Source organism: Geobacter sp., assembly GCA_009684525.1.
Taxonomy (GTDB): domain Bacteria; phylum Desulfobacterota; class Desulfuromonadia; order Geobacterales; family DSM-12255; genus Geoanaerobacter.
Map to the genome: position 1 here is coordinate 1036832 of WKKR01000002.1, position 23783 is coordinate 1060614.

At 62.5% G+C, this 23783-nt stretch carries 23 protein-coding genes; 20 read left to right on the forward strand and 3 right to left on the reverse strand.

Going from position 1 to position 23783, the window contains the following annotated elements:
* The first annotated feature begins 23 nt into the window (after nucleotides 1-23).
* The 13 genes from rfbG (at nucleotide 24) to GJT30_10770 (ending at nucleotide 15973) form a co-directional block, all read left to right on the forward strand.
* On the forward strand, nucleotides 24-1109 hold the full coding sequence (gene rfbG / locus GJT30_10710; GenBank protein ID MSM40078.1) for a CDP-glucose 4,6-dehydratase: 1086 nt from the start codon (nucleotides 24-26) through the stop codon (nucleotides 1107-1109).
* Nucleotides 1094-2482 (forward strand): lipopolysaccharide biosynthesis protein RfbH, encoded by a 1389-nt coding sequence (gene rfbH / locus GJT30_10715; protein MSM40079.1) that lies wholly within the window; start codon nucleotides 1094-1096, stop codon nucleotides 2480-2482. The genes rfbG and rfbH overlap by 16 nt, the downstream gene beginning before the upstream one ends.
* A complete protein-coding gene (locus tag GJT30_10720) occupies nucleotides 2479-3420 on the forward strand; it encodes an NAD-dependent epimerase/dehydratase family protein (protein ID MSM40080.1) in 942 nt (313 codons plus the stop codon). The genes rfbH and GJT30_10720 overlap by 4 nt, the downstream gene beginning before the upstream one ends.
* Nucleotides 3420-5195, forward strand: coding sequence for a thiamine pyrophosphate-binding protein (locus GJT30_10725; GenBank protein ID MSM40081.1), 1776 nt, complete (start codon nucleotides 3420-3422; stop codon nucleotides 5193-5195). The genes GJT30_10720 and GJT30_10725 overlap by 1 nt, the downstream gene beginning before the upstream one ends.
* Complete coding sequence (locus GJT30_10730) at nucleotides 5192-5929, forward strand: FkbM family methyltransferase (protein MSM40082.1); 738 nt, start codon at nucleotides 5192-5194, stop codon at nucleotides 5927-5929. Before GJT30_10725 ends, GJT30_10730 begins: the two co-directional genes overlap by 4 nt.
* 209 nt (nucleotides 5930-6138) lie before the next feature.
* Nucleotides 6139-6963 carry a hypothetical protein gene (locus GJT30_10735; GenBank protein ID MSM40083.1) on the forward strand — a complete coding sequence of 275 codons (825 nt, stop codon included), beginning with the start codon at nucleotides 6139-6141 and terminating at the stop codon, nucleotides 6961-6963.
* Nucleotides 6956-7924 carry a glycosyltransferase gene (locus tag GJT30_10740; GenBank protein MSM40084.1) on the forward strand — a complete coding sequence of 323 codons (969 nt, stop codon included), beginning with the start codon at nucleotides 6956-6958 and terminating at the stop codon, nucleotides 7922-7924. Before GJT30_10735 ends, GJT30_10740 begins: the two co-directional genes overlap by 8 nt.
* Nucleotides 7914-9479, forward strand: coding sequence for an oligosaccharide flippase family protein (locus tag GJT30_10745; GenBank protein MSM40085.1), 1566 nt, complete (start codon nucleotides 7914-7916; stop codon nucleotides 9477-9479). Before GJT30_10740 ends, GJT30_10745 begins: the two co-directional genes overlap by 11 nt.
* Entirely contained in the window at nucleotides 9245-10468 is a 1224-nt protein-coding gene (locus GJT30_10750) for a glycosyltransferase (GenBank protein MSM40086.1), read from the forward strand. Before GJT30_10745 ends, GJT30_10750 begins: the two co-directional genes overlap by 235 nt.
* Nucleotides 10435-11544: a glycosyltransferase gene (locus GJT30_10755; GenBank protein ID MSM40087.1), complete on the forward strand. Its 1110-nt coding sequence runs from the start codon at nucleotides 10435-10437 to the stop codon at nucleotides 11542-11544. Before GJT30_10750 ends, GJT30_10755 begins: the two co-directional genes overlap by 34 nt.
* A 3-nt stretch (nucleotides 11545-11547) precedes the next feature.
* Entirely contained in the window at nucleotides 11548-12744 is a 1197-nt protein-coding gene (locus GJT30_10760) for a glycosyltransferase (GenBank protein ID MSM40088.1), read from the forward strand.
* An 81-nt stretch (nucleotides 12745-12825) separates the two neighbouring features.
* A complete protein-coding gene (locus GJT30_10765) occupies nucleotides 12826-15258 on the forward strand; it encodes a hypothetical protein (protein MSM40089.1) in 2433 nt (810 codons plus the stop codon).
* Complete coding sequence (locus GJT30_10770) at nucleotides 15248-15973, forward strand: methyltransferase (protein MSM40090.1); 726 nt, start codon at nucleotides 15248-15250, stop codon at nucleotides 15971-15973. Before GJT30_10765 ends, GJT30_10770 begins: the two co-directional genes overlap by 11 nt.
* A 63-nt stretch (nucleotides 15974-16036) precedes the next feature.
* Here GJT30_10770 and GJT30_10775 read toward each other — a convergent pair whose 3' ends face one another.
* A complete protein-coding gene (locus GJT30_10775; GenBank protein MSM40091.1) occupies nucleotides 16037-16528 on the reverse strand; it encodes a DUF721 domain-containing protein in 492 nt (163 codons plus the stop codon).
* The gene (locus GJT30_10780) at nucleotides 16521-16778 is read right to left on the reverse strand and encodes a hypothetical protein (protein MSM40092.1); all 258 of its coding nucleotides are present in this window, start codon (nucleotides 16776-16778) and stop codon (nucleotides 16521-16523) included. The genes GJT30_10775 and GJT30_10780 overlap by 8 nt, the downstream gene beginning before the upstream one ends.
* 115 nt (nucleotides 16779-16893) lie before the next feature.
* Here GJT30_10780 and GJT30_10785 point away from each other — a divergent pair, with 115 nt between their 5' ends.
* The 7 genes from GJT30_10785 (at nucleotide 16894) to GJT30_10815 (ending at nucleotide 22227) form a co-directional block, all read left to right on the forward strand.
* Entirely contained in the window at nucleotides 16894-17160 is a 267-nt protein-coding gene (locus GJT30_10785) for a DUF3343 domain-containing protein (GenBank protein ID MSM40093.1), read from the forward strand.
* A 32-nt stretch (nucleotides 17161-17192) separates the two neighbouring features.
* Nucleotides 17193-17780, forward strand: coding sequence for a sulfurtransferase-like selenium metabolism protein YedF (gene yedF / locus GJT30_10790; protein ID MSM40094.1), 588 nt, complete (start codon nucleotides 17193-17195; stop codon nucleotides 17778-17780).
* Nucleotides 17781-17910: 130 nt separating this feature from the next.
* Complete coding sequence (gene leuB / locus GJT30_10795) at nucleotides 17911-19002, forward strand: 3-isopropylmalate dehydrogenase (protein MSM40095.1); 1092 nt, start codon at nucleotides 17911-17913, stop codon at nucleotides 19000-19002.
* A 65-nt stretch (nucleotides 19003-19067) separates the two neighbouring features.
* A complete protein-coding gene (gene asd, locus GJT30_10800; protein MSM40096.1) occupies nucleotides 19068-20171 on the forward strand; it encodes an aspartate-semialdehyde dehydrogenase in 1104 nt (367 codons plus the stop codon).
* Between the two features lie 126 nt (nucleotides 20172-20297).
* Nucleotides 20298-20528, forward strand: a complete 231-nt coding sequence (locus tag GJT30_10805; protein ID MSM40097.1) for a hypothetical protein — start codon at nucleotides 20298-20300, stop codon at nucleotides 20526-20528.
* A gap of 150 nt (nucleotides 20529-20678) precedes the next feature.
* Nucleotides 20679-21701 (forward strand): aspartate-semialdehyde dehydrogenase, encoded by a 1023-nt coding sequence (locus tag GJT30_10810; protein ID MSM40098.1) that lies wholly within the window; start codon nucleotides 20679-20681, stop codon nucleotides 21699-21701.
* A gap of 61 nt (nucleotides 21702-21762) precedes the next feature.
* Nucleotides 21763-22227, forward strand: a complete 465-nt coding sequence (locus GJT30_10815; protein MSM40099.1) for a hypothetical protein — start codon at nucleotides 21763-21765, stop codon at nucleotides 22225-22227.
* A gap of 105 nt (nucleotides 22228-22332) precedes the next feature.
* Here GJT30_10815 and pyk read toward each other — a convergent pair whose 3' ends face one another.
* Nucleotides 22333-23748, reverse strand: a complete 1416-nt coding sequence (gene pyk, locus GJT30_10820; GenBank protein MSM40100.1) for a pyruvate kinase — start codon at nucleotides 23746-23748, stop codon at nucleotides 22333-22335.
* Nucleotides 23749-23783: the final 35 nt, after the last annotated feature.

Sequence of the window (23783 nt, forward strand, 5' to 3'; positions counted from 1 at the left end):
GAAATGGGCTCGGGGGCGGTACAATGAACGACAACGGCTTCTGGAGAGGCAAAAAAATCTTTCTCACCGGCCATACCGGCTTCAAGGGGGCGTGGCTTTCCCTCTGGCTCCATAGCCTGGGTGCCGAGGTGACCGGCTACGCCCTGGAGCCCCCCACCGAGCCGAGCCTGTTCGAGCTGGCGCGCATCGGCGAGCTGGTGACCTCGGTGATCGCCGACGTGCGCGACCCGGAGCGTCTTGCGGTCGAGATGGAGCGGGCAAAGCCGGAGATCGTCATTCACATGGCTGCCCAGCCGCTGGTGCGGGATTCCTACAAGATCCCGGTGGAGACCTATGCCATAAACGTCATGGGCACGGTGCATCTGCTGGAGGCGGTTCGCTCCTGCCCGAGCGTGCGGGCCGTGGTGAACGTCACCACCGACAAGGTCTACGAGAACCGGGAATGGGCGTGGGGCTACCGGGAGAACGAGCCGTTCGGCGGCTATGACCCCTATTCCAACAGCAAGGGGTGCTCAGAGCTGGTGACCGCCGCCTACCGCTCCTCCTATTTCAATCCGGCCGACTATGACCGGCACGGCGTGGCAGTCGCCTCGGCACGGGCCGGTAACGTGATCGGCGGCGGCGACTGGGCCACCGACCGCCTGGTGCCCGATATTGTCCGCGCCATCCTTGCCGGTGAGCCGGTGCAGATCCGCAATCCCCATGCGATCCGGCCATGGCAGCATGTGCTGGAGCCGCTCTCCGGCTATCTGCTGCTGGCGCAGCGCCTCTGCGAAGAGGGAATCCGTTTCGCCTCGGGCTGGAATTTCGGTCCGGAAGAGCGGGACGCCCGTCCGGTGGGATGGATCGTCGACCGGCTCTGTCAACGCTGGGGCGAGGGGGCCTCGTTCCTGATCGACCAGGGGGAGCACCCGCACGAGGCGCATTACTTAAGGCTCGACTGCTCCATGGCTCGCGCAGAACTGGGCTGGTCGCCCCGCTGGTCGTTGGAATCGGCGCTGGAGAGCATCATTGCCTGGACCAAGACCTACCGGGACGGCGGCGACCTGCGCCAGGCCTGTCTCGCCCAGATTACTGCCTATGGAGATCCGACATGCATGAGAATGTAAAACAGGAGGCCGAACTGCGCGAACAGGCGATAGCCGCGGCCATTGCCTACTACCGGTTTCGCCACGCCCCGCAGAAATCATTCCAGCCGGGTGACCGCATTGCCTATGGCGGCCGCGTTTTCGACGAGCGGGAGGTTGCCGCGCTGGTCGATTCGTCGCTCGATTTCTGGCTCACCACCGGCCGCTATGCCGAGCGGTTCGAGCGGGAGTTTGCCGCTTTCATCGGCGTAGCGCACTGTTCCCTGACCAATTCCGGCTCCTCGGCCAACCTGCTCGCCTTCATGGCCCTCACCTCCCCCAAGCTGAAGGAGCGGCGGATCATGCCGGGAGACGAGGTGATCACCGTGGCTGCCGGGTTCCCCACCACCGTTGCCCCGATCATCCAGTACGGGGCCGTGCCGGTCTTCGTCGATGTGGCGCTCCCCACCTACAACATCGACACGACGCAGCTGGAGGCGGCGGTGTCGCCGCGGACCAGGGCGGTGATGGTGGCCCATACCCTGGGCAACCCCTTTGACCTGGCAACGGTCAAGGCGTTCTGCGACCGTCACGACCTCTGGCTGATCGAGGACAACTGCGACGCCCTCGGCTCACGCTACTGCCTGAACGGCACCTGGCGCCTCACCGGCAGTATCGGCCACCTGGGGACCTCCAGTTTCTACCCTCCGCACCACATGACCATGGGGGAGGGGGGGGCGGTCTACTCCGACGACACCACCCTGAAGCGACTGGTGGAGTCCTTTCGTGACTGGGGCCGCGACTGCTGGTGTCCGTCCGGCCGCGACAATACCTGCGGCAACCGCTTCGGCCAGCAGTTCGGCGAGCTGCCGGCCGGCTACGACCACAAGTACGTCTACTCCCATTTCGGCTACAACCTGAAGGTGACCGACATGCAGGCGGCCGTGGGATGCGCCCAGCTGGAAAAGCTCCCCGGCTTTGTCGAGGCGCGCAGACGGAACTGGCGAACGCTGCGCAACGGGCTGGCTGGTCTCGAAGAGCGCTTCGTCCTCCCCGAGCCAACAGCGGACAGCGACCCCTCCTGGTTCGGATTCCTGCTCACGGTGCGCGAGGAAGCGGGATTTTCCCGCGACCAGATCGTCGCCCACCTGGAGCGCAAGGGTATCCAGACACGGATGCTCTTTGCCGGCAACCTGATCAAGCACCCCTGCTTTGACGAGATGCGGCAGAGCGGCAAAGGCTACCGGGTCGTCCCGAACACGCCTGCCGCCGATCTTCCGACCCTCCGGTCTTCCGGTCTTCCGGTTACCGACCGGATCATGCGCGATACCTTCTGGATCGGGGTCTATCCGGGGATGAGCGAGGAGATGCTGGAGTTCATGGTACAGCAGATCCGCGAGTTCTGCGCTCGATGAGGGTGCTGATAACCGGAGCTACCGGTTTTGTCGGGGCCTGCCTGACGCGCCGTCTGGTGGAGACGGGGTATGATCTCCACATCATGACCCGTCACGACTCCAACCGCTGGCGGATAGCCGACCTTGCCGGACGCCTGACCGAGCATGGCTGCGACCTTCGGGACGCTGCCATGGTGGCATCGTGCGTTGCGGCCATCGAACCCGAAGTAGTATGCCATCTGGCCACCTATGGAGGGTTCGCCACCCAGCAGGAAAGCCGGGATATCGTCGAGGCAAACCTGCTGGGTACCATGAACCTGGTGCGAAGCTGTGAAAAGAGTGGCGTCAGGCTGATTATCAACACCGGCAGCTCTTCCGAATACGGGCCGAAGAATCACCCCCTGCGGGAGGACACCCTGCCCGAACCGGTGGGGGACTACGGCGTGACCAAGCTTGCAGCCACGCTCTTCTGCCAGTCGGAGGCCGCAACGAGAGGCGTGCCGGTGGTTACGCTCCGTCTGTTTTCTCCCTATGGGCCCTGGGACGATCCCCGACGGCTGATTCCCTATGCCGCGGCTGCCCTGCTGACCGGTGAACCGCCACACCTTGCCTCTCCCGATTCGGTTCGCGACTATGTCTATATCGACGATGTGCTCGACTGCTACATGATGCTTGTCGAGGGGAGAGCCCAACCGGCTGCCGGTATCTACAACGTGGGGAGCGGCCGTCAGAGCTCCATCGGCGAGGTGGTTGCAGAGCTGGAACAACTTGCCGGCACCGGAATCAGATCGCTCTGGGGCGAGCGTGCAGCAGCACGGCCGGAGCCGACCCACTGGGTTGCCGATATTGCCAGGGCTCGTGACCAGCTCGGTTGGGAACCGCAGGTACCCCTGCACGAAGGGCTTGCCAGGACTGTGGCGTGGCTGAGCCAGCATCTGCATCTCTACCGGAGGAAATAATGAAACTATCCGATTACGTCATCGAATGCATCGCCAAAGAGGGTGTGGCCCATGTCTTCGAATTCATCGGCGGTGCCATCACGCACCTGATCGATTCCATCTATCATCGCTCCGACATGGCGTGCGTTTCGGTGCACCACGAACAGACCGGCGCCTTTGCCGCCGAGGCCTATGCCCGCATCAACGGCCGGCTCGGGGTGGCCATGGCCACCAGCGGCCCCGGCGCACTGAACATGGTCACCGGCATCGGCAGCTGCTGGTTCGATTCGGTCCCCTGTCTCTTCATCACCGGCCAGGTCAATACCTACGAGTACAAGTTCGACCGCCCGGTCCGGCAGATCGGTTTCCAGGAGACCGATATTGTCAGTGTCGTTACGCCGCTCACCAAGTATGCGGTGCTGGTGACCGAGCCGGAGTCGATCCGCTACCACCTGGAAAAGGCGATCTGGCTTGCCCGAAGCGGCCGGCCCGGCCCGGTGCTGCTCGACATCCCGATGAACATCCAGCGGGCCCAGATCGATCCCGCTGACCTGCCCGGTTTCCTGGGCAGCGAAGAACATGCGGCGCTCGCGACCGTTCCTGCCGTCGATCCTGTCCAGGTGCGGCAGGTAGCCGGGCTGATCGGCCAGGCGAAGCGGCCGGTGATCCTTGCCGGCGGCGGTGTGAGGACCGCCGGGGGAGCAGAGGCGCTGCAGGCGCTGGTGGAGCGTACCGGCATCCCGGTGGTCAGCACCCTGCTCGGCCTGGACGTCATACCCCATGACAGCCCCGCCTTTTTCGGCATGATCGGCGCCTACGGCAACCGCTACAGCAACATGACCCTGGCCAACAGCGACCTGCTGCTGATCCTGGGGGCGCGGCTGGACAGCCGCCAGACCGGCACCCGTCCGGATACCTTTGCCCGTGCCGCCACCAGGGTCCACGTGGACATCGACCCCCACGAGCTGAATGCCAAGGTGCGGGTCGACCTGGCCATCCGCGCCGATGTCCGCGCGTTTCTCGATGCGCTCAACCGGGAAACGGCTGCAGCTGCCCGGACCGACCTGACGGCGTGGTACGGGGTCATCAACCGCTACCGCGAACAGTACCCAACCCTTGCCGACCCGGCGGAGTTCCCCGGCATCGACCCGAACCGTTTCATGGAAATCCTTGCCGACCGCTCGGGCGAAGGGGATGCGATCTGCCTCGACGTCGGCCAGAACCAGATGTGGGCTGGCCAGTCGTTCCGGCTCAAGAAAGGGCAGCGGATGCTCATCTCCGGGGGGATGGGGGCCATGGGCTTTGCCCTGCCCGCCGCACTCGGCGCGGCCAAGGCCACAGGCGGCCGCGCCATCGCCATTGCCGGCGACGGCGGTATCCAGGTCAACATCCAGGACCTGGAGGTGATCGTTTCGCACCGTCTGCCGGTGAAGGTGATCGTCCTCAACAACAACTGTCTCGGCATGGTCCGTCAGTTCCAGGACATGTACTTCGGCGGACGGCGCCAGTCCACGGTGATCGGCTACGGTTGTCCCGACCTGGTGAAGGTGGCCGGGGCCTACGGCCTGCCCGCCTTTTCCATCGACTCCCTGGAGGGGGCTGCCGCGGTGCTCGACGAGGCCCTGGCCCTGGACGGCCCCGCCTTTGTTGAGGTGAAGCTGGAGCAGAACTCCTGCGTCAATCCGAAACTGGTGGTGAACCGCCCCATCGAGGACATGTCGCCTCACCTCGACCGCAAGGAACTGGCCGAAGCCATGCTGATCGACCTGGTGGACGAGGGAGAGGTGCCTGAATGAGTGTAAGTGCCGCCGCACTCAAAGGGCTGATCCCCTACGGGTGGCGCAAGACTCTCCTTGATCTGCTGCAGCCCGGCCGCCCCGGTATTGGCCCGATATTGGCCCGCATGGAACGTAACCTCAAGATGGTCTTTGACATCGGTGCAAATGTGGGAGATGTCAGCTGCTATATGTTGCATTACTTTCCCCAGGCCACTGTTCATGCGTTTGAACCGTGCAGCGAGACCTATGAGAGGCTGGTGGCGAATGTTGCCCGGGCTGGCCTGAGTGATCGCTTTCGCCCCCACCGGCTCGGTTTTTTCGATGAGGAAACCGTGGGGACGCTTCACGTTGCCACTTCGCATGGAGCCAATTCGATGGTACCGCCCGGTGAGGAGTATCTGCGTTTGAACCCACACATTGCAACGGTTGGCTCAGAGCAGATCCCTTTGATGCGTCTGGACGATTTTATGGCTCGAGAACGGATCGAACATATCGACCTCGTCAAGATCGATGTGGAAGGGGTGGAACTGCAGGTCCTGCGGGGGGGGAGAGATACCTTCTCGAATTTGGTCGATGCGGTGATTATGGAGATATCCTTTGTCCGTCAACGTCGTGAAGATGCCGAGTATCTCAGGCTCTTTCAACTCCTTCACGAGTATGGATTCGCTCCTGCCGAGATTTACGACGTCGCCCATGCCGGACGTGGTCCCTGGAAGCTCGCCCAGTTCGACTGCGTATTCCGCAGATTCTGACCATGGCCGTTTCCACCATCGCCTTCCATAATCTCTATGAAGAGCTCAACCGGGACAACCGATTGTTCGAGGCCCGTCAGGCGCCCATCGGCGACGACCTGCTGGTGCCGTTCGGCGTATTGAGGGAGAAGGCCGCGCAGCAGGGGATCACCGTTGCCACAACGGCAGTACTGGAGCCCGGTCAGATAGACGCCTACGTATTCATCGACATGCCTGCCCGGAATGACAAAGCATTTCGGCATGCCATCGAGAGTGGCAGGCCGCTCTATCTCCTGGTGCTCGAAAGCCCGTTGGCGTCTCCCCACAGTCGCCACGTTGCCTGCCATGAACGGTTCAGATCTATCTTTACCTATGATGATTCCCTGGTGGACGGCAGCCGCTATCTCAAGATCAACTACGCCTTCGATCTCCCCGACAGGGTGCCGCACGACCTCGCTTGTAAGAAGAGGCTCTGTCTGACCATAGCGGGTAACAAGCGATCGTCGCATCCACAGGAACTCTACACCGAGCGCCTGACCGCCATCCACTGGTTTGAGCGGAACCATCCGACCGATTTCGACCTTTACGGGATCGGCTGGGATATCGGCACAATCGGGGCAGGGTTCCCCCGCGCCCTCGCCAGTCGCTGCAGCCGGCTCAGGAGACTGGGGAAGCCGCTGTTCCCGTCGTGGCAGGGGGTAGTTGAACGCAAGCGGGATGTCATGGGGTTGTACCGCTTTGCACTCTGTTATGAAAACATCAGCGATGTGCCGGGTTATATAACCGAGAAGCTGTTCGATGCCTTCTTTGCCGGCACCGTTCCGGTTTACCGGGGAGCGGACAACGTGGCGGCGCACATTCCGACGGAATGTTTCATCGACCTGCGCCGGTTTGACGATTATCCTTCCCTTTATGCCTATTTGACGGAGATGACGGACGAACGGTATCTCGGCTATCTCGATGCCATTGAGGATTTTCTGACCAGCAGGCGCGCATGGCCGTTTTCATGTGACTGCTTTGCCGAGACGCTACTTACGGGGATTGTGCATGGGTGACGATTTGCTCCTGACCATTGCCATCCCGACCTACAACGGGGGGCGGACCATCTCCCGCTGCATTGCCAGCATAGTGCCGGAACTGCAGGCCGAGGTCGAACTGCTGGTCTGCGACAACGCATCGACCGACGGGACTGCAGAGATCGTCAGGAAGATCGCCGGCAGTCACCCGCAGATCCGTTTGATCAGCAATGAGACCAATGTTGGGTTCGATCGTAACGTCGAGCTGTGCCTGCAGCGGGCTCGGGGCGATTTCGTCTGGCTGATCGGCGACGATGACCTCATCTGTCGAACTGGGGCAGTGGAGAAGGTCCTGCAGGTGATCCGGGCTCATCCTGCAGTGGCTGCCATTTTTGCCGATTCCCGGCACCCGATCCGTCTCAACACCACGGATTCGGGCCTGTGCCTCGACGGATCGGATTTCTTCAGGAAGAGCCGTTTCAAGAGCGGACTGGTCTCCTCGAACATCTTTCGCAGAAGCGCGTGGCAGGAGGTTGATCTCCGGCAGTACATTGGCAGCGGCTGGCTGCATATCGGATTTCTGGTGCAGGCGCTTGCCCGCTTTCCGTCCTATGTCATCTGCGAGGAGATGGTCGCCCAACTGGTGCTTGAGGAGGGGTTCGGAATCGGCCGTTGGGGAGGGACCGGCAGTTTCCTCAGGACCGGTCTCAACCTGGTGCGGATCTACCGGGAGATGCCGTCCCTCGGCTATGACCCGGCCATTGTCCGGGCAGCCTACCTGACCATCAAGGGAGGGTATCTGAAAAACATTCCGCTGGCCAAGGCCAAGGGGCTGCGGGTGGATGCTTCCCTGGTGCGGGAATTCGTGGAACTCTACCGCGCCTTTCCCTCCTTCTGGCTGATCGATCTTCCGTTGCTGCTCCTGCCGGGATGGCTGTTCAGGGGGGCACGGGCCTGCAGCAGGGCACTGCAGGGAGCGAGGGGTGCCCATGGGGAGTGAACGCCGGAAAGGGATTCTCCTCGGCACCTCGTCGGGGTATCTGAACATCCTGATCACCAACCTGCTGTCGGTGGTTGCGGTGCCGGTGACCCTCGGCTATTTCGGTACCGACCGTTACGGTGCGCTGGCCCTGGTGATGACCTTTGTCAACTATCTGTCGGTGACCAACTTCGGCATCCCTTCGGCCTGTGCGATCCTGGGGGCGAAAAGCGCCGACCGGCGCCAGCAGCTGGCCATTGTCTTCCGTTCGTTTCTCCTTCTCGGCATGATCAGTACGGCCGTGCTGCTGCTCTTCCTCGGCCTCTCCGGCATTTCCGGGTGGGTGGCTCTACTGGGCAGGATCCCCCCGGCGATAACCGATGAAGTGCGGCAGGCGGCCTTCTGGACCGCGGTGCTCTTTCTGGCAAACCTCTTTTTCGCCCCTTTCCTGGCCGGCTTCATTGCGATCCGGAAGGTCCATGTGGAGCGGTTCTACAACACCATCAGCACCAACAGTTATGTCCTTGCCCTGGCCTGGGTCATCCTGTTCAAAGGGAACCTGGCCGAGTATGCGCTGGCCCGCGGGGCCCTGGTTCTGCTCTGCAGCCTGGCCGGTGCACTGCACTTTCTGTTCGGCTACCGGGAAACCAGGCAGCTGCTCGTTCAGGGTCTCCAGCCGCTGCTTGATGCCACCCGCGATCCGGAATATGCCGGCAGGTCGATCCTTGCTTCCGGCGGCCGTCTCTTTGTGGTGGGATTGGCATCCCTGGTGGTCTGGCAGACCGACAACCTGGTGATCAGCCATTTCCTCGGGGTCGGAGCCGTCACCCCCTATCAGGTGACCTTCAAGCTGATCACCATGACCTTCATTCTCTTCACCGCCATCAACCCGGCCATTTCCCCCCACTATGGGCGGGCCTGGGCCGAAGGAGACAGATCCTGGATCAACGGCACCTGGAACCAGATCGCCCAGGTTTCTTCAGTGCTGGGCGGCCTGGTCTGGCTCGGTTCGCTTGCCTGTGCCGAAACGGTCATTGACCTCTGGGCCGGGCATGCGGCCTATGCCGGACCGCTGGTTGTCTGTGCCCTCGGAGGCTACGGCTATCTTCTCTCCCTGGTGGGGGCTCATGCCGCCTTGTTGACCAGCCTGAACCTCGTTCGGAATCTGCCGCTGATTTCCTGGCTGGAGGCGGGTGTCAACCTTGCCCTCTCGCTCCTCCTCATTCGGGTGCTCGGAATGGGCGGCGTTGCCCTCGGCACCTTCCTGGCGTCCCTCTGCACGGTCTTCTGGCTCATCCCCCGTGAAATAGGCAAACGCACGGAGGGGACAATCCGTCTCGAATGGCGGCCGCTGGCGGCTCAGCTATGCATGCATCTGCTCCCGGCAGTAGCGGGGGTTCTGCTGGCCGAACGGTTCATCCCCGGAACCGTCCTGCGCCTGCTCGCCGATTTCGCGCTGATCCTGGCCTATCTGGCGGTTTCGTGGCATCGCTTCTCCCCCGAAATGAAGACCCTTCTGGGAGGTCTGCTGCCGAGGCCGCTTTCCGGGTTGCTGCAAAGGGGGGGGCCTCGATGAAACGGAGCCTGCCACTGGTTTCCATCGGCATCCCCACGTTCAACAGCGCCCGGTTCCTCCAGGCAACCCTGGAGAGTATCGCTGCGCAGACATGGCCCAGCTGCGAGGTAATCGTCAGCGACAATGCCTCGACTGACGAAACCCTGGCCATTGCCCGGCCCTTTGCCGAGCGCCACGGCTGGAGGCTACTTACCGGCGACTGCAACCGCGGGCCTTTTGCCAACTGGAACAGGCTGATAGAGTCTGCACGCGGCGACTACCTGGCCATCTATCATGCCGACGATCTCTACGATCCCGGCATCGTGGCCGAGTCCGTGGGGCTGCTCGAACGCAGCCCGAAAGTCGGCCTGGTCGGGACGCTGGCGACAGTCATTGACGGCTCGGGCAGGGAACAGTATCCTGTAACGCTTCCCAAAGGGGTCGTGCTGGCGGAATCATACCGGTTTCCCGAGCTGTTTCGGGCCATTCTCGGCAACGGCGGCGACCGGATCGTCCTGGTCACGCCGTCCGTCATGGTTCGCAGACAGCTCTACCTGGACCTGGGCGGATTCGACACGAGCGGCTCTTTCGGCTCTGCAGGCGATTACGAGATGTGGCTCAGGATAGCAGCCGTGCATCGGGTGGCGGTTATTCCCCGTCCCCTTGTCCGGTATAGGATTCACGAAGGGCAGGGGAGCGAGAGGGAGCTGCGCCGCAACCTGGAGTTACCCGACCTGCTGGCAGTCCTCGATGCGTATGCCGCACGGATCGACGATCCAGGGCTTCGCGACGAGTATGACCGTTACCGGCGGAGGACCTGCTTCAAGACAGCACTGAAGCAGAACTGCGCTGCGCAGTTCGACCGCAGCCGCATGACCTGCGGGCTCATACGTTCCGGGCGCTTTTTCCCGGCCGGGCTGATCCTCGGCCTGTGCAACCGGTTGAGGATAAATCTCCGTTACTGGCCGGGACGACCATGGCCAAGCAGCATAGAATTGGGGAACGAATGACCCGTCATCCGCTCAAGGTACTCTATATGATTCACGATGCCCGCCGCGGCGGGGTGCAGTCGGTCATGCTCCGGGTCATTGCCGCCCTCGACAGGAGCCGGGTGGAGCCGGTGGTCCTCTTCCCCTTCGACGGCCCCTGCGCTGCGGAGCTGCGCCAGCAGGGGGTGACGGTGCATACCGGCGGTGACCAGACCCCTTTTTTCTGGCGGTTCAAGCGCTTTCTCATCATTCCGCGCCTCATCGGGTATGCGCGGCAGGCGGACCTGGTCCACCTGAACAGCACGAAGCTGGTGCCGGCCGCCCTTGCGGTGAGCCTGGCCGGGGCGCGGACGGTCTTTCACCTCCACGAGCTGGCGGCACGGATCGGTCCGCTCCTGCGCGCCGTCATCGGCCGGGCCGACTGCGTCGCCTTCTGTTCGCAGACCTGCGCCGACCACTATGCCGACGTGGCAGCTCGACAGCGGCGTCTGCTCCTGAACGCCGTCGCCATTCCCGATCCTCTCCCGGAGCGGCGTGCCGCTGGTGTGCCGCGGGTGGTCATGATCGGCAGCATCAATGCCGGCAAGGGGCAGGACCTGCTGCTGGAGGCTTTTGCCCTGGTGCGGCAGCAGGCGGAACTCCACTTCTACGGCAATGTCGGCCTGTCGGCCAAGGGATATGCAGAGGGGCTCAGGGAGCGGGCCAGGGAGCCGGAGCTGGCCGGCCGGGTCTATTTTCATCCCCCCACCGACGATGTCGGCGGCGTACTTGCCGAAAGCGCGGTTCTGGTGCATACTTCGCGGCGCGAGTCGTTCGGCTTGGTGCTGGTCGAGGCAATGGCTGCCGGCCTGCCGGTGATCGCCCACGACCTGGAAGGGATGCGGGAGGTGGTGGACGACGGGGTCTGCGGCTATCTGGTGCAGCCGGGCGATTCTCCGGCCCTGGCGGAGCGGATCGACGTCCTGCTGGCCGACTCTGCGCTGCGGCAGCAGATGGGAAGTGCCGGGCGGGAGCTGGCGCGGCAGCGGTTCGACATCGCCAACCGGATCAAAGACTACTATGCGCTGTACCACGAGCTTGCCGGGCGGGAGGCGTAACGAGTGAAGATCGTCTTTCTGGCACCATTCGGCATTCGTCCCAAAGGGACCCTGATCGCCCGGATGCTCCCCCTGGCCGACGAGCTGCAGCGTCTCGGCCACCGGGTGACCATTGTCGCCCCTCCCTACACCAATCCCGAGGATTCCGGAGAGGTGGAGACGGTCAGGGGCGTGACGGTCAGGAACATCGCGCTGGGGGGGGCGCGGCGCATCGCAACCGCGCCGACACTCGCCTGGCGGATGTACCGGGCAGCACTGGCTGATGGGCCCGACCTGGTGCATCTCTTCAAGCCCAAGGGATATGGCGGCCTTGCAGCCATGGGGCTCGTTCTGTCCCGTCGCCTGGGGCTGCGCCAGCCGCATCTCTGTGTCGACATGGATGATTGGGAAGGGCGCGGCGGCATGAACGATCTGCACCCCTATTCCCCTGCGGAAAAGGCGCTCTTCCAGTTTCAGGAGGATTGGATACCCCGGCAGGCCCGCGCGGTTTCGGTGGCAAGCCGGGCGCTGCAGGCAAAGGCGTGGGGGATGGGGATCCAGCCCGAGCGGGTGCTCTACCTGCCGAACTGCGTGGAGGAGGTTCCTCGAGGGGACGGGCAGGCCGTTCGTCAGCGGCTGGGCATCCCTGCCGATGCGCCTGTTCTGCTCCTCTATACCCGGTTCTTCGAGTTCAGCCAGGAAAAGCTCCATTTCCTTTTTGCCGATATCTGCCGGCGGGTGCCGGGTGTCCGTTTCCTGGTCGCGGGCAAGGGGCGCAACAATGAAGAGGAGAGGCTCAGGGAGGTGGGCGATGTCATGGGATTTGCCGATGCCCTGGTCATGGCGGGATGGATCGAGCCGGCTGACATCCCTTCGTACCTGGCTGCCGGGGATGTGGCCCTCTACCCCTTTGCCGATACCCTGATCAACCGTTCCAAGTGTCCCGCCAAGCTGACGGAGCTGTTGCGGACCGGGGTAGCAGTGGTTGCCGACCGGGTAGGGCAGCTGGCAGAATACATAAAACCGGGTGTTTCGGGGATCGTCTGTGAACCGGACGACTGGCGGGAGATGGCCGATGCTGCGGTCTCCCTGCTTCTTGACCCTGCCCGGAGCACCGAACTCGGTGCTGCCGGCCGGCGTTACCTGCTGGAGCACTTTGCCTGGAAGGATCATGCGGCCAGGCTTGCCGACTTCTATGTCAGTCATTGCGATGAAAGGTAGATCGATGCCGATACGTGCGGGTGTGCATCCTGGTGCGGCTGGCTCCGGTAACGCCGGGATCGACGAGTCTGGAGATTTTTCATGAATGAGCGGAAAAAGGACCTGCTTGCCGTTGTCGCACTGCTGGTCCTCCTGATTCTCTTCTTTGCGCCGATCCTGTTCACCGACAAGGTCATCCGTGCTCCCGACATCATCAACGAGTTCTACTGGGGTGTTGTCGACATCTACAATGGCGGGCTGGCCAAGGCCCTCTCCATCGACCTTTCCTCGGCGGGATGGGACATCTACACCAACAGCGGGCAGACTGCCGAGGGGGGAGGGGCTTCGCAGCAGTTCCTCCTGCACCTGAAGCTCCTGTTTGCGCTGGTGCCGCCTCCGATGAGTGTCAGCTGGTGCATCGTGCTGCATCTCTTTTTCGGTGCCGCCGGCATCTATGCGTATTGCCGACTGATCGGGACCAGCCGTGCGGCCGCTTTTCTGGGGGGGCTTGTCTTTGCCGTGGCCCCGGAGAACGCGTCACTGATCAATGCCGGTCATGTGATGAAGATTGCCACGATTTCCTATGCGCCCTGGGCATTCTATTTCTTTGAAAAGGGCTTCCGGACCCGGCGTGCCTTCTTTTTCCTCATGACCGGCTTTACCCTGGCCTTCCAGTTCTTCAACACGCACTGGCAGATCGCCTATTACACCTGTCTTGCTATCGCCGTTTATGCGCTGATCCGCCTCGTTGCCCAGCTTCGTCGCAAAGAGGAGACCCCTGGTGCGCTGACCCGCCTGCTGGGCCTGAACCTGCTGACACTGGTCTTCTTTCTGACAACGGTTTCCATTGCCCTGTTCCCGCTGGCCAACTGGTCCAAGGATACCAACCGGGGTGCTTACAGTGGAGCCAATGCAGGGAAGGGTGGGCTCGAAAGGGATGAGGCGATGTCATGGTCGCTGCCCCCCGAAGAGGTGGCAGCCTTCGCCATCCCCGGTCTTTTCGGTCTTTCACGCCAGGAAGGGGGAGAAAACCCCACCAATATCCGTGCCTATTACTGGGGGCGGATGAATTTCACCCAGACCGTGAGTTATATGGGGCTGCTTCCCTGGCTGCTGCTCCCCCTGCCCCTGCTCTTTCGCCGCGACCGCTACACCTGGATTGCGCTGGTTGCGGTTGTCGGGGGTATCGTCTTTTCCATGGGAAAGTACACCCCTGTCTATAATTTCCTCTTCGACTATTTCCCGGGGATCAACCGGTTCCGTGTGCCAAAAATGATGCTGTTTGCCAGCGTGATGGGGCTGGGGGTTCTGGCGGCACGAGCCCTGGACTGCCTGCGCGATCCCGACTTGCGCAGAACGCCCGCATTCCGGCGATATGTGTGGGGGATTGCCGCCGTACCTCTTCTGTTGCTCGCCCTGGTTGCCGCAGAAGCGATCGGCAGGTCACACTGGATTGCCATGTTCAGGGAGCTTCTGGCACAGCCGACCCGTTTCGAGCAGGGGGACTTTCTCGTTGCGCAACGCTGGGATAACCTGGTCATGGAAACCGGCATTGCGGCTGGAGTCGCACTCCTCTGCTGCGCCGCGATCGCTGCCTTCTACCGGGGCCTGCTGTCCGCGAGGATACTGCTTTTGGTCCTGGCAGGGCTCTTTCTCATGGATGTCTGGCGGGTTGACGACAAGTTCATGTTCACGATCAAGGTCCCCGAACATGTCCGCGGCGTTCGCACCCCGGTCATCGAATTTCTCTCCTCGATACCGAAGGAATACCGGGTGCTGCCGATGGATGGTTCCGACCCGATGCAGTTCGTCAGCAACAAGATCCCGGTGATGTTCACGTCAAATGCTGTTCAGCAGCGGCGCTGGCAGGAGTTCCTCGACGCATTCGCCTTCAACTCGGCCATGCCGGACCTGATCAACCTGAAATATCTCATCTACGACCCGGCCAAGTACCAGGCTGAAAAAGGGGCATTAGGTGAACGGTTCGTACCGGTCTACCAGTCCCCCGATGGCAGGCAGGTGGTCCTCGAAAACCGGAACGTCCTGCCGAAGGCATGGCTCGTCCCGTCCGTCGTGGAGGTTGCCGATCCGAACCAGCTCCTGGCGATGATGCAGAGCCCGGTCTTTGACCCGCGACGGATGGCGCTCGTCGAATCTCCCCCTTCGCTGCCGATGCCGCCACCTGCCCAGGCCATGCAGTTCTCGCCCGGAACGGTCCAGTTGACGGGCTATGCGGGAGACCACATAACGCTGACCGTTTCGAATGGTGCTTCGGCCTTGCTGGTGCTGGGTGAAAAGTACTATCACGGCTGGAAGGCAACCGATAACGGGCAACAGGTAGAGATCGTCCCGGTGGACCATGTCCTGCGCGGGGTCTACCTGCCGCCCGGCGACCATCGGCTGGAGTTCCTCTTCGACCCCTGGCCGTTCAAGGTCGGCAAGTACCTGACCCTCTCCTCCTTTGCCGTATTCATTGCGTTTCTCGGCTGGGAACTGCGTCGCATGATTGTGCAGCGGAGGCTGGGTGAAGGGTGAGGAGACCATCGACGAGCTGCGGCGCTACGGGCTCCGGCTGATCCAGCCCCGCGACGGCTACCGCTTTTCCCTCGACCCGCTGCTTTTGTGCGCCTTTGCCGCGAAATGCGCTGGGGAGACCGCCATTGACCTGGGGGCCGGCTGCGGGGTGATGCCGCTGGTCCTGGCCCGCCGCTACGGCATCGGCCGGGCGGTCGGGGTGGAGAGCCAGCAGCCGATGGCTGCACTGGCGGCGCGGAACGTGGTGCTGAACAGCCTCGAAGGGCGCGTTGACATCGTTGCCGACGACATTCTGCAACTGCGCCGCCGGTTTCCCGTCTCTTCCTTCGACCTGGTGGTGTCGAACCCCCCCTACCGCCGCCCCGGCACCGGCCGGGTGAGCCCCCGTCCCGGCCGCGACCTGGCCCGCCATGAATCCACGGCAGGTCTCGCCGATTTCCTCTCCGCGGCCAAGTACCTGGTGCGGCCCGGCGGCAGCATCTGCTTCATCTACCACCCGTCGCGGCTGGGCGAATTCATGGCTGCCAGCCGGGAGCTGAAGCTGGCGCCCGCACGGCTCCGGATGGTGCACGGCACCCTTGCCGCCGAGGCGCGGATGTTTCTTGTCGAACTGGTCAAGGGGCGAAAAGGAGAGCTGACGGTGGAACCGCCACTCATTATCTACGGAGACGATGGCGGCTATGGGGCTGAGGCGGAGGAGATCCTGGGGGGGTAAAAGGCGGAGGACTGGAGGACTGGAGGACTGGAGGACTGGAGGACTGGAGGACTGGAGGGGCGGCTATTCGTCTCCTGCCGGTTCGCTGGCCAGGTGGCGAGTGAAAAGCGTTGCCAGTGCCTTGCGGACGACGGGATCGCTCAATTCGGCAGTGGCCCGGTCGATCTGGGCCGTTTCTTCCGGGGTGAGACGGCGCTGTCTGCGCCGGCGCCGGGGCGTGGCCTGTGCGTCCGGACGGGCAGGATTGCCGCTCTTCAGGTAGATATCCTGGACCAGCGGTTCACCCAAGAGGGCGTTCAGCTTGCCGCGCAGGTCGGCCTTGAGGAAATTGAGCTGCTGGAGCCAGGGGGCGCTGGCAACGGTGACGGTGAGGATCCCGTTGCGGATGGCCGCCGGTTGGGCACGGGAGGCGATCTGCGGGCCGACTGCCTCGTCCCAGATCCGCCAGATCTCCGCTTCCCGGAGCCGCTGCGCTGCGGGCGTCCCCTGGAGGGCCGACGCGAGCAGCTCGCCGACCGGGGTGGGGCGACCTTTCCGCTTCCGGCCCCTAGCCACTCCGTTTCATCCTCTTGTTGATGGTCCCTCCCAGGAACTGGCCGACAAAGGCGCTGCCAAGGGTGATCGGGATGAAGTGCCAGCTGAAACCTGCTTTGACCCGCAGATAAATTATGATAGGTATGGAGATATGAACATAGAAATACCAGGCAAAGGTGAATTTCTCGCAGTTTTGACGGAGATAGCCGAAGGGCAGGTTGATGAGCAGCGCCAGGACCGTCACACCCAGCAGTTTGTACAGGGGATTCATGTCGACCTCTTCCGGCATAGTATGCTGTTTCTGCGGGGTTTGTCAATGAACCAGGTTCATGAGTGCCTCTGTCTTTGGCCGGGTTCGGCTGCCGGGCCGGTGAGGAGGTAAGCGAATGGTTGCCGATGGCGATTACGTGGCCGTGTTCCACTCCATTCACCGGGTGATGAAGGCCGAGAAACTATTGAAGGGGCTGCGGTTTGCCGTGCTGCTGATCCCGGCTCCCCGGGTCCTTTCCTCGGATTGCGGGCTGGCACTGCGCTATGCACCGGGTGACCGCGAAGCGGTGGAACGGGCCCTGGTCGATGCCTCCCTGGCGCCGGTGGAGATATTCGTCAAGCAGGGCGATACCTACGTGGCCGTGGAACCGACCGAAACATGAATCTCTGCATATTACACCTGGAGGAGTGACCGATGAAAACCCTGGATTGTCGCAACATGGCCTGTCCGCTGCCGGTGGTGAGCGTGAAACGGGCTCTGGAGGAAGCTGCCGGCGAAATGGTGCGGGTACTGCTCGATGCAGGTCCGCCGCGGGAGAATGTGACCCGCTTTGCCGTCAACCGTGGCTACGCGGTGGCTGAGGAGCCGGTGGACGGCGGCTATGCATTGACCATCGGCTCGGGTGAAAGGGCGCCACAGGTCGAGGAGGAGAAGGGGGCGAAGAGCGGCCCGACCGTGATGCTCGTTTCGTCCGACCGGATGGGGGAGGGGGCGGACGAACTGGGCCGGCTCCTGATGAAGAATTTCATCATCACCCTGCTCGATCTGGACGTGCTTCCCGACCGGATCTTCTTCGTCAATAGCGGGGTGCTGCTGACCAGCGAGGGGTCCGAGGTGCTCGACGCCCTGGAGCGGCTTGGCAACCGCGGGGTCGAGGTCTTCTCCTGCGGGGTCTGCCTCGATTTCTTCCACTGCAAGGAGAAGCTCAGGGCAGGGGCCGTCACCAATATGTTCACCATCGCCGAGAGCCTGATGAAGGCCGGACTGGTGGTAAAGCCCTGAGTCGGGGGCTGCGATCTCCCCATGGGTGCGGCGGAAGAAGAAGCGAAACGCTGTTTTTTCCATTGACAAGGGCTGACGGGAGCCCGTAAAATCGTTCAATTTTCTAGTGATCTGAAGACGGGGGGATGGGATGGCCAAGACATACAAGATAGCGGTTCTGCCGGGAGACGGGATAGGGCCGGAAGTGATGGCGGAGGCGCTCAGGGTGCTGGACGCCGTGGAAAAGAAGTATGAAGTTACGTTCGAGCGGACTCATGCCAATGTGGGTGGCGCCGGCATCGATAACGAAGGGAAGGCGCTTCCCGACACCACCGTGGCCATCTGCAAGGCCGCGGACGCCATCCTGTTCGGTTCCGTGGGGGGCCCCAAGTGGGAGACCCTGCCGCCGGACGAGCAGCCGGAGCGGGGCGCGCTGCTGCCGCTCAGAAAGATCTTCGGCCTCTACGCCAACTTGAGGCCTGCCATCATCTTTCCGTCCCTCACCGGGGCGTCGTCGCTGAAGGAAGAGGTCATTGCCGGCGGCTTCAACGTGCTGGTCGTCCGCGAGCTGACCGGTGGCATCTATTTCGCCGAGCCCAAGGGGATCGACGGCCAGGGGCGCGACCGGATCGGCTTCGACACCATGCGCTACTCGGTGCCTGAGATCGAGCGGATTACCCATGTCGCCTTCCAGGCCGCTCGCAAGCGGGGGAAAAAGATCTGTTCCATCGACAAGGCCAATGTCCTCTCCTCTTCGGTGCTCTGGCGCGATGTGGTCACCGGCATAGCCAAGGAATACCCGGATGTGGAGCTCTCCCACATGTACGTGGACAATGCCGCCATGCAGCTGGTCCGCTGGCCCAAGCAGTTCGACGTGCTGCTCTGCGAGAACATGTTCGGCGACATCCTTTCCGATGAGGCGGCCATGCTGACCGGGTCGCTGGGGATGCTGCCGTCGGCGTCGCTGGCCGAGGGGACCTTCGGCATGTACGAGCCCTCCGGCGGCTCTGCACCCGACATCGCCGGCCAGGGGATCGCCAACCCCATCGCCCAGATCCTTTCCATGGGGATGATGCTCAAGTTCTCCTTCGGCATGGTCGACGCGGCGGACGCCATCGACACGGCCGTGGCCAGGGTGCTCGACCAGGGGTACCGCACCCGTGATATTTACCAGAACAGGCCTGGGGAGAAGCTGGTGAATACTACAGAAATGGGCAATGCCATAATTCAGTGTTTAGGTTGAGGTTAAGGTCAATACAACTTTAAGAATGTCTTTTAACTACATGAGATTGTGAAAGGATTTCGTATATGAAAGTCGGAATGGTCGGTTGGCGCGGTATGGTCGGTTCGGTCCTCATGCAGCGGATGCTGGAGGAGAAGGACTTTGATCTCGGCTTCGAGCCGGTCTTTTTCACCACCTCCCAGGCGGGCCAGCCTGCGCCGATGGGTGGCGGTACCCTGAAAAAAGCGGATGACATCGAGGAGCTGAAGAAGCTCGACATCATCATCACCTGCCAGGGTGGCGACTACACCAAGGCGGTGCACCCCGAGCTGCGCAAGCAGGGCTGGAACGGCTATTGGATCGATGCGGCCTCAACGCTGCGGATGGAGGACAACGCGGTCATCATCCTCGACCCGATCAACCGCAACGTTATCGATGCGGCCCTGGCCAAGGGGCAGAAGGATTATATCGGCGGCAACTGCACGGTCAGCCTGATGCTGATGGGGCTCGGCGGCCTGTTCCGCTCCGGTCTGGTGGAGTGGATGTCGTCCATGACCTACCAGGCGGCGAGCGGCGCCGGCGCACCCAACATGCGCGAGCTCCTCTCCCAGATGGGCGTGCTGCAGGGGGTGGTTGCGGAGGAGTTGAAGGACCCCGGCTCAGCGATCCTGGAGATCGACAAGAAGGTGACCGCAACCCTGCGCGACGGTTCCATGCCGATGAAGGAGTTCGGCGGCTTCCCGCTGGCCGGCAACGTGCTCCCCTGGATCGACCGCGAGGTCGAGGACGGCCAGAGCCGCGAGGAGTGGAAAGGGTTTGCCGAGACCAACAAGATCCTCGGCACGACCACCCCGATTCCGGTGGACGGCATCTGCGTCCGGGTCGGTGCCATGCGCTGCCACAGCCAGGCGATCACCATCAAGCTGAACAAGGACCTGCCGATTGCGGAGATCGAGAGACTCATCGCCAACGACAACGAGTGGGTCAAGCTGATCCCCAACACCAAGGCCGAAACCCTTGCCGGTCTCACCCCGGCCGCGGTCTCGGGGCTTCTCACCGTGCCGGTCGGCCGGGTGCGCAAGATGAAGATGGGTCCGCAGTACGTCCAGGCCTTCACCTGCGGCGACCAGCTCCTCTGGGGTGCGGCCGAGCCGCTCAGAAGGATGCTGCGCGTCCTGATGGAGAAATAGGGAAAGCTGTAATGTATCGTGTCACAAGGCGCGGGGCTTCGGCCTCGCGCCTTGTTTGCGTTTGGATGTCTGTACCTGGCTGCGATATGAAACGAGGCCTTTCTCAACCCCCATGTCTACCTGGATATGGTGATCCTGCTCGGGTCGCTGGCCAACCAGTTCGGTGCAGAGGGGCGCTGGGCCTTCGGGTCCGGGGCCGCTGCCGCCAGCTTTGCCTGGTTCTTTTCCCTTGGCTATGGGGCGCGGCTGCTCGGCCCGCTGTTCAGCCGGGCCGGCGCGTGGCGGGTCCTGGATTCGCTGATCGCCTGTATCATGTTCGCGTTGGGGATATCGCTGCTGATGCACAACGTGAGCTGAGATGTGCCGCCTTGTCTGAAGGCGGTGCACCCAATTCTCCCTTGTCTTTACCGGCCGGTTTCGGTATCAGTAGGGGGTATTACATTCGCCGGCACCGTCATTCCCGGTTGCCGGTGCTTTCTGTGTCGTTACGAGAGGAGATTGTACACAATGGGTAAAAAACAGTGGAATATTGCCGTTGTCGGTGCCACCGGCGCCGTTGGCAGCCAGATGATCGAATGCCTTGAGGAGCGGAAATTCCCGGTGGGAATGATCAGGTTCCTCTCCAGCAGCCGCAGTGCCGGTGATGTCCTGGAATATGCCGGCAAGCCGGTCATGGTGGAGGAGTTGACCCGTAATAGCTTCGAGGGGATCGATATCGCCCTCTTTTCCGCCGGCGGCGAACGCTCCAGGGAGTTCTGTCCCGTGGCGGCGGCCGCGGGGGCGGTCTGCATCGACAACTCCAGCGCCTGGCGGATGGACCCGGACGTCCCCCTGGTCGTCCCGGAGGTGAACCCTCATGCCATTGCCCAGTATGTCAAAAAGGGGATCATCGCCAATCCCAACTGTTCTACCATCCAGATGGTGGTGGCGTTGAAGCCGCTCCACGACTTTGCCACCATCAGGCGGATCGTGGTCTCCACCTACCAGGCGGTCTCCGGCACCGGCAAGAAATCGATCGAGGAGTTGCGCAAACAGGTGGTGGAACTGCTCAACGGCCGGCCGGCACAATCATCGGTCTATCCGCACCAGATCGCCTTCAACTGCCTGCCCCAGATCGATGTCTTCGAGGAGAACGGCTACTCAAGGGAAGAGTTGAAGATGATCGATGAAACCCGCAAGATCATGGAGGCGGAGATCGGCATTACCGCCACTGCAGTCCGGGTGCCGGTCTTTTTCGGCCATAGCGAGTCGGTGAACATCGAGACGGAAAAGAAACTAACCGTTGCCAAGGCCCGCGAGCTGCTGAAAAAGGCGCCCGGCTGCAAGCTCTTGGACGACCCGGCCAAGGGGGTCTATCCCATGCCGATCCATGCGGCAGGGCAGGACCTGACCCTGGTCGGCCGCATCCGCGAGGACGCATCGGTGGAGAACGGCCTGAACCTCTGGGTGGTGGCGGACAATATCCGCAAGGGCGCGGCCACCAATGCGGTGCAGATCGCGGAGATCCTGGTGGAGAAATATCTGAAGTAGGCGCGGCCACTGTCTGCGGCCGATGAGAACAAGCCATCGTGTCGAGGAAAAGGGGTAAGCCATGAAAACGATCCTCGTTTGTGCACTCGCACTGCTTCCGTTTGTCGGCGGCGATTCGTCTGCCGGGGAGTACCGAAACACCATCACGATCTTCGTCGAGAACAAGTCGGGGTTTCCGAACCGGGTCCAGGTGCAGGATGCCGAATTGCGGGCCGAATTCCCCGAGGATTGCCGCATAGCCAGGAAAGTGTCCGCATTGTGCAAAGGGGACAGAAAACGGGTGCTCAGGCCGCCTCCGCGGGAGAACATGACCTGCGCCGTGGCACTTGCCCTGCTCGACGAGCCGCGCTGCACCTTCAAGGACCTGATCTTCGATGACTGGATCGACGGGTGGATGAAGGCCAGGTTGACCGTGCACACCAGCCGGGGCGGGCTGGGGATGGTGAAGGTGCGTGCTCTGAACAACACGGAAAGCTGGACAACGAAGCCGGGTCTGCGGGACGGCGATACCGTGGGCCACCAGTAGCCGGTCGCCATGGCACGGGGCCGGCCGTCGCCGGCCCCTCTGCCACAGCGGGAATGAGAGGGGTTGCCTGAGGATTGAGTGATCCCTGTCAGGGAAGGGGCACGGTCATTCGCCCAGCCTGAAGACACGCAGCTGGTTGGTCGTGTTCCGGGCCGCCAATGGCGCGCCCATGGTCATGATCACCATATCCCCCAGTCGGAAGCCGTTTGCCAGCAGGAGCCGGCCTGCCTCGGCCACCATGGCGTCGGTATCGCTTTTCATCTGCATCACCAGGGAGTTTATCCCCCAGTAGAGCGAGAGCTTCCTGCGCACCCGCTCTTCCGGCGTGATGGCAAGGATGGGGGCATTGGGGCGGCAGCCGGACAGGAGGGCGGCAGTGTGGCCGCTTTCGGTCATGGCGATGATCGCCTTTGCCTGCAGGGATTCGGCGGCTTCGGCGGAAGCCCTGGCAATGGCGATGTCTATCTCGCCCCCTTTCGGGGTGAGGTGGTGTGAGTCGAGCAGGGTGGAGCGCTCGATGGTGAAGGCGATCTTGGCCATGGTTGCGACCGTTTCCAGCGGGTAGTTCCCCACGGCCGTCTCGCCCGAGAGCATGACGGCATCTGTCCCGTCAAGAATGGCATTGGCCACATCGGAGGCCTCGGCCCGCGTCGGCCGGGAGTTGTCGGTCATGGACTCAAGCATCTGGGTCGCGGTAATGACCGGTTTGCCCGCCTGGTTGCAGGCCCGGATCATCCTTTTCTGGATAAGGGGGAGCTGTTCCGGCTCCATTTCCACCCCCAGATCCCCCCGCGCCACCATGAGGGCATCGACAACGGCGATGATCTCGTCCAGGTTTTCCACCGCCTCCGGTTTCTCGATCTTGGCGATCACGGGGATCTCGCTGTTCAGACGGGCCAGTTCCACCTTGATATTCAGGATGTCGTTCCGGGTCCGGACAAAGGAGAGTGCAACCCAGTCGACCCCGATCTCGACGCAGAAGCGGAGGTCTTCCAGGTCCTTGTCGGTCAGCGATGGCGCGGAGACATTCACCTGGGGGAGATTGATCCCCTTCTTGTCCTTCAGCACCCCTCCCTTGACCACCAGGCAGCGGACTGTTGCCGCACTCGTATCGATCACCCGCAGCTCCATGCGGCCGTCATCCAGAAGTATCCGCGATCCAGGCTGCACGTCGCGCACGAGCCCTTCGTAGATCGTCGGGATAATGGCTGGGTCGACCTGGGTTTCGCCGACCGCAATCACGACCTCGGTCCCGTCCGTCAGTTGCATGGCGCCGTTTTGCAGGGTCCCGACCCGGATCTTGGGCCCCTGCAGGTCGGCAATGATCCCCACCGGCACAGAGCATGCGGCCGCGGCGCTTCGGATGGTCTCCAGGGCCGTGCGCTTCTCCTCATGGGTGCCATGGGAAAAATTGAGCCGGAAGAGGTCGACCCCTTCACTGATCAGCCTTTCCGCCATCCCCGGCAGTGCACATGATGGTCCCCATGTGGCCACGATCTTGGTCCGCTTGACTTCCCGCATGTAATCAACCATCCACAACCTCCTCATTCATGTTT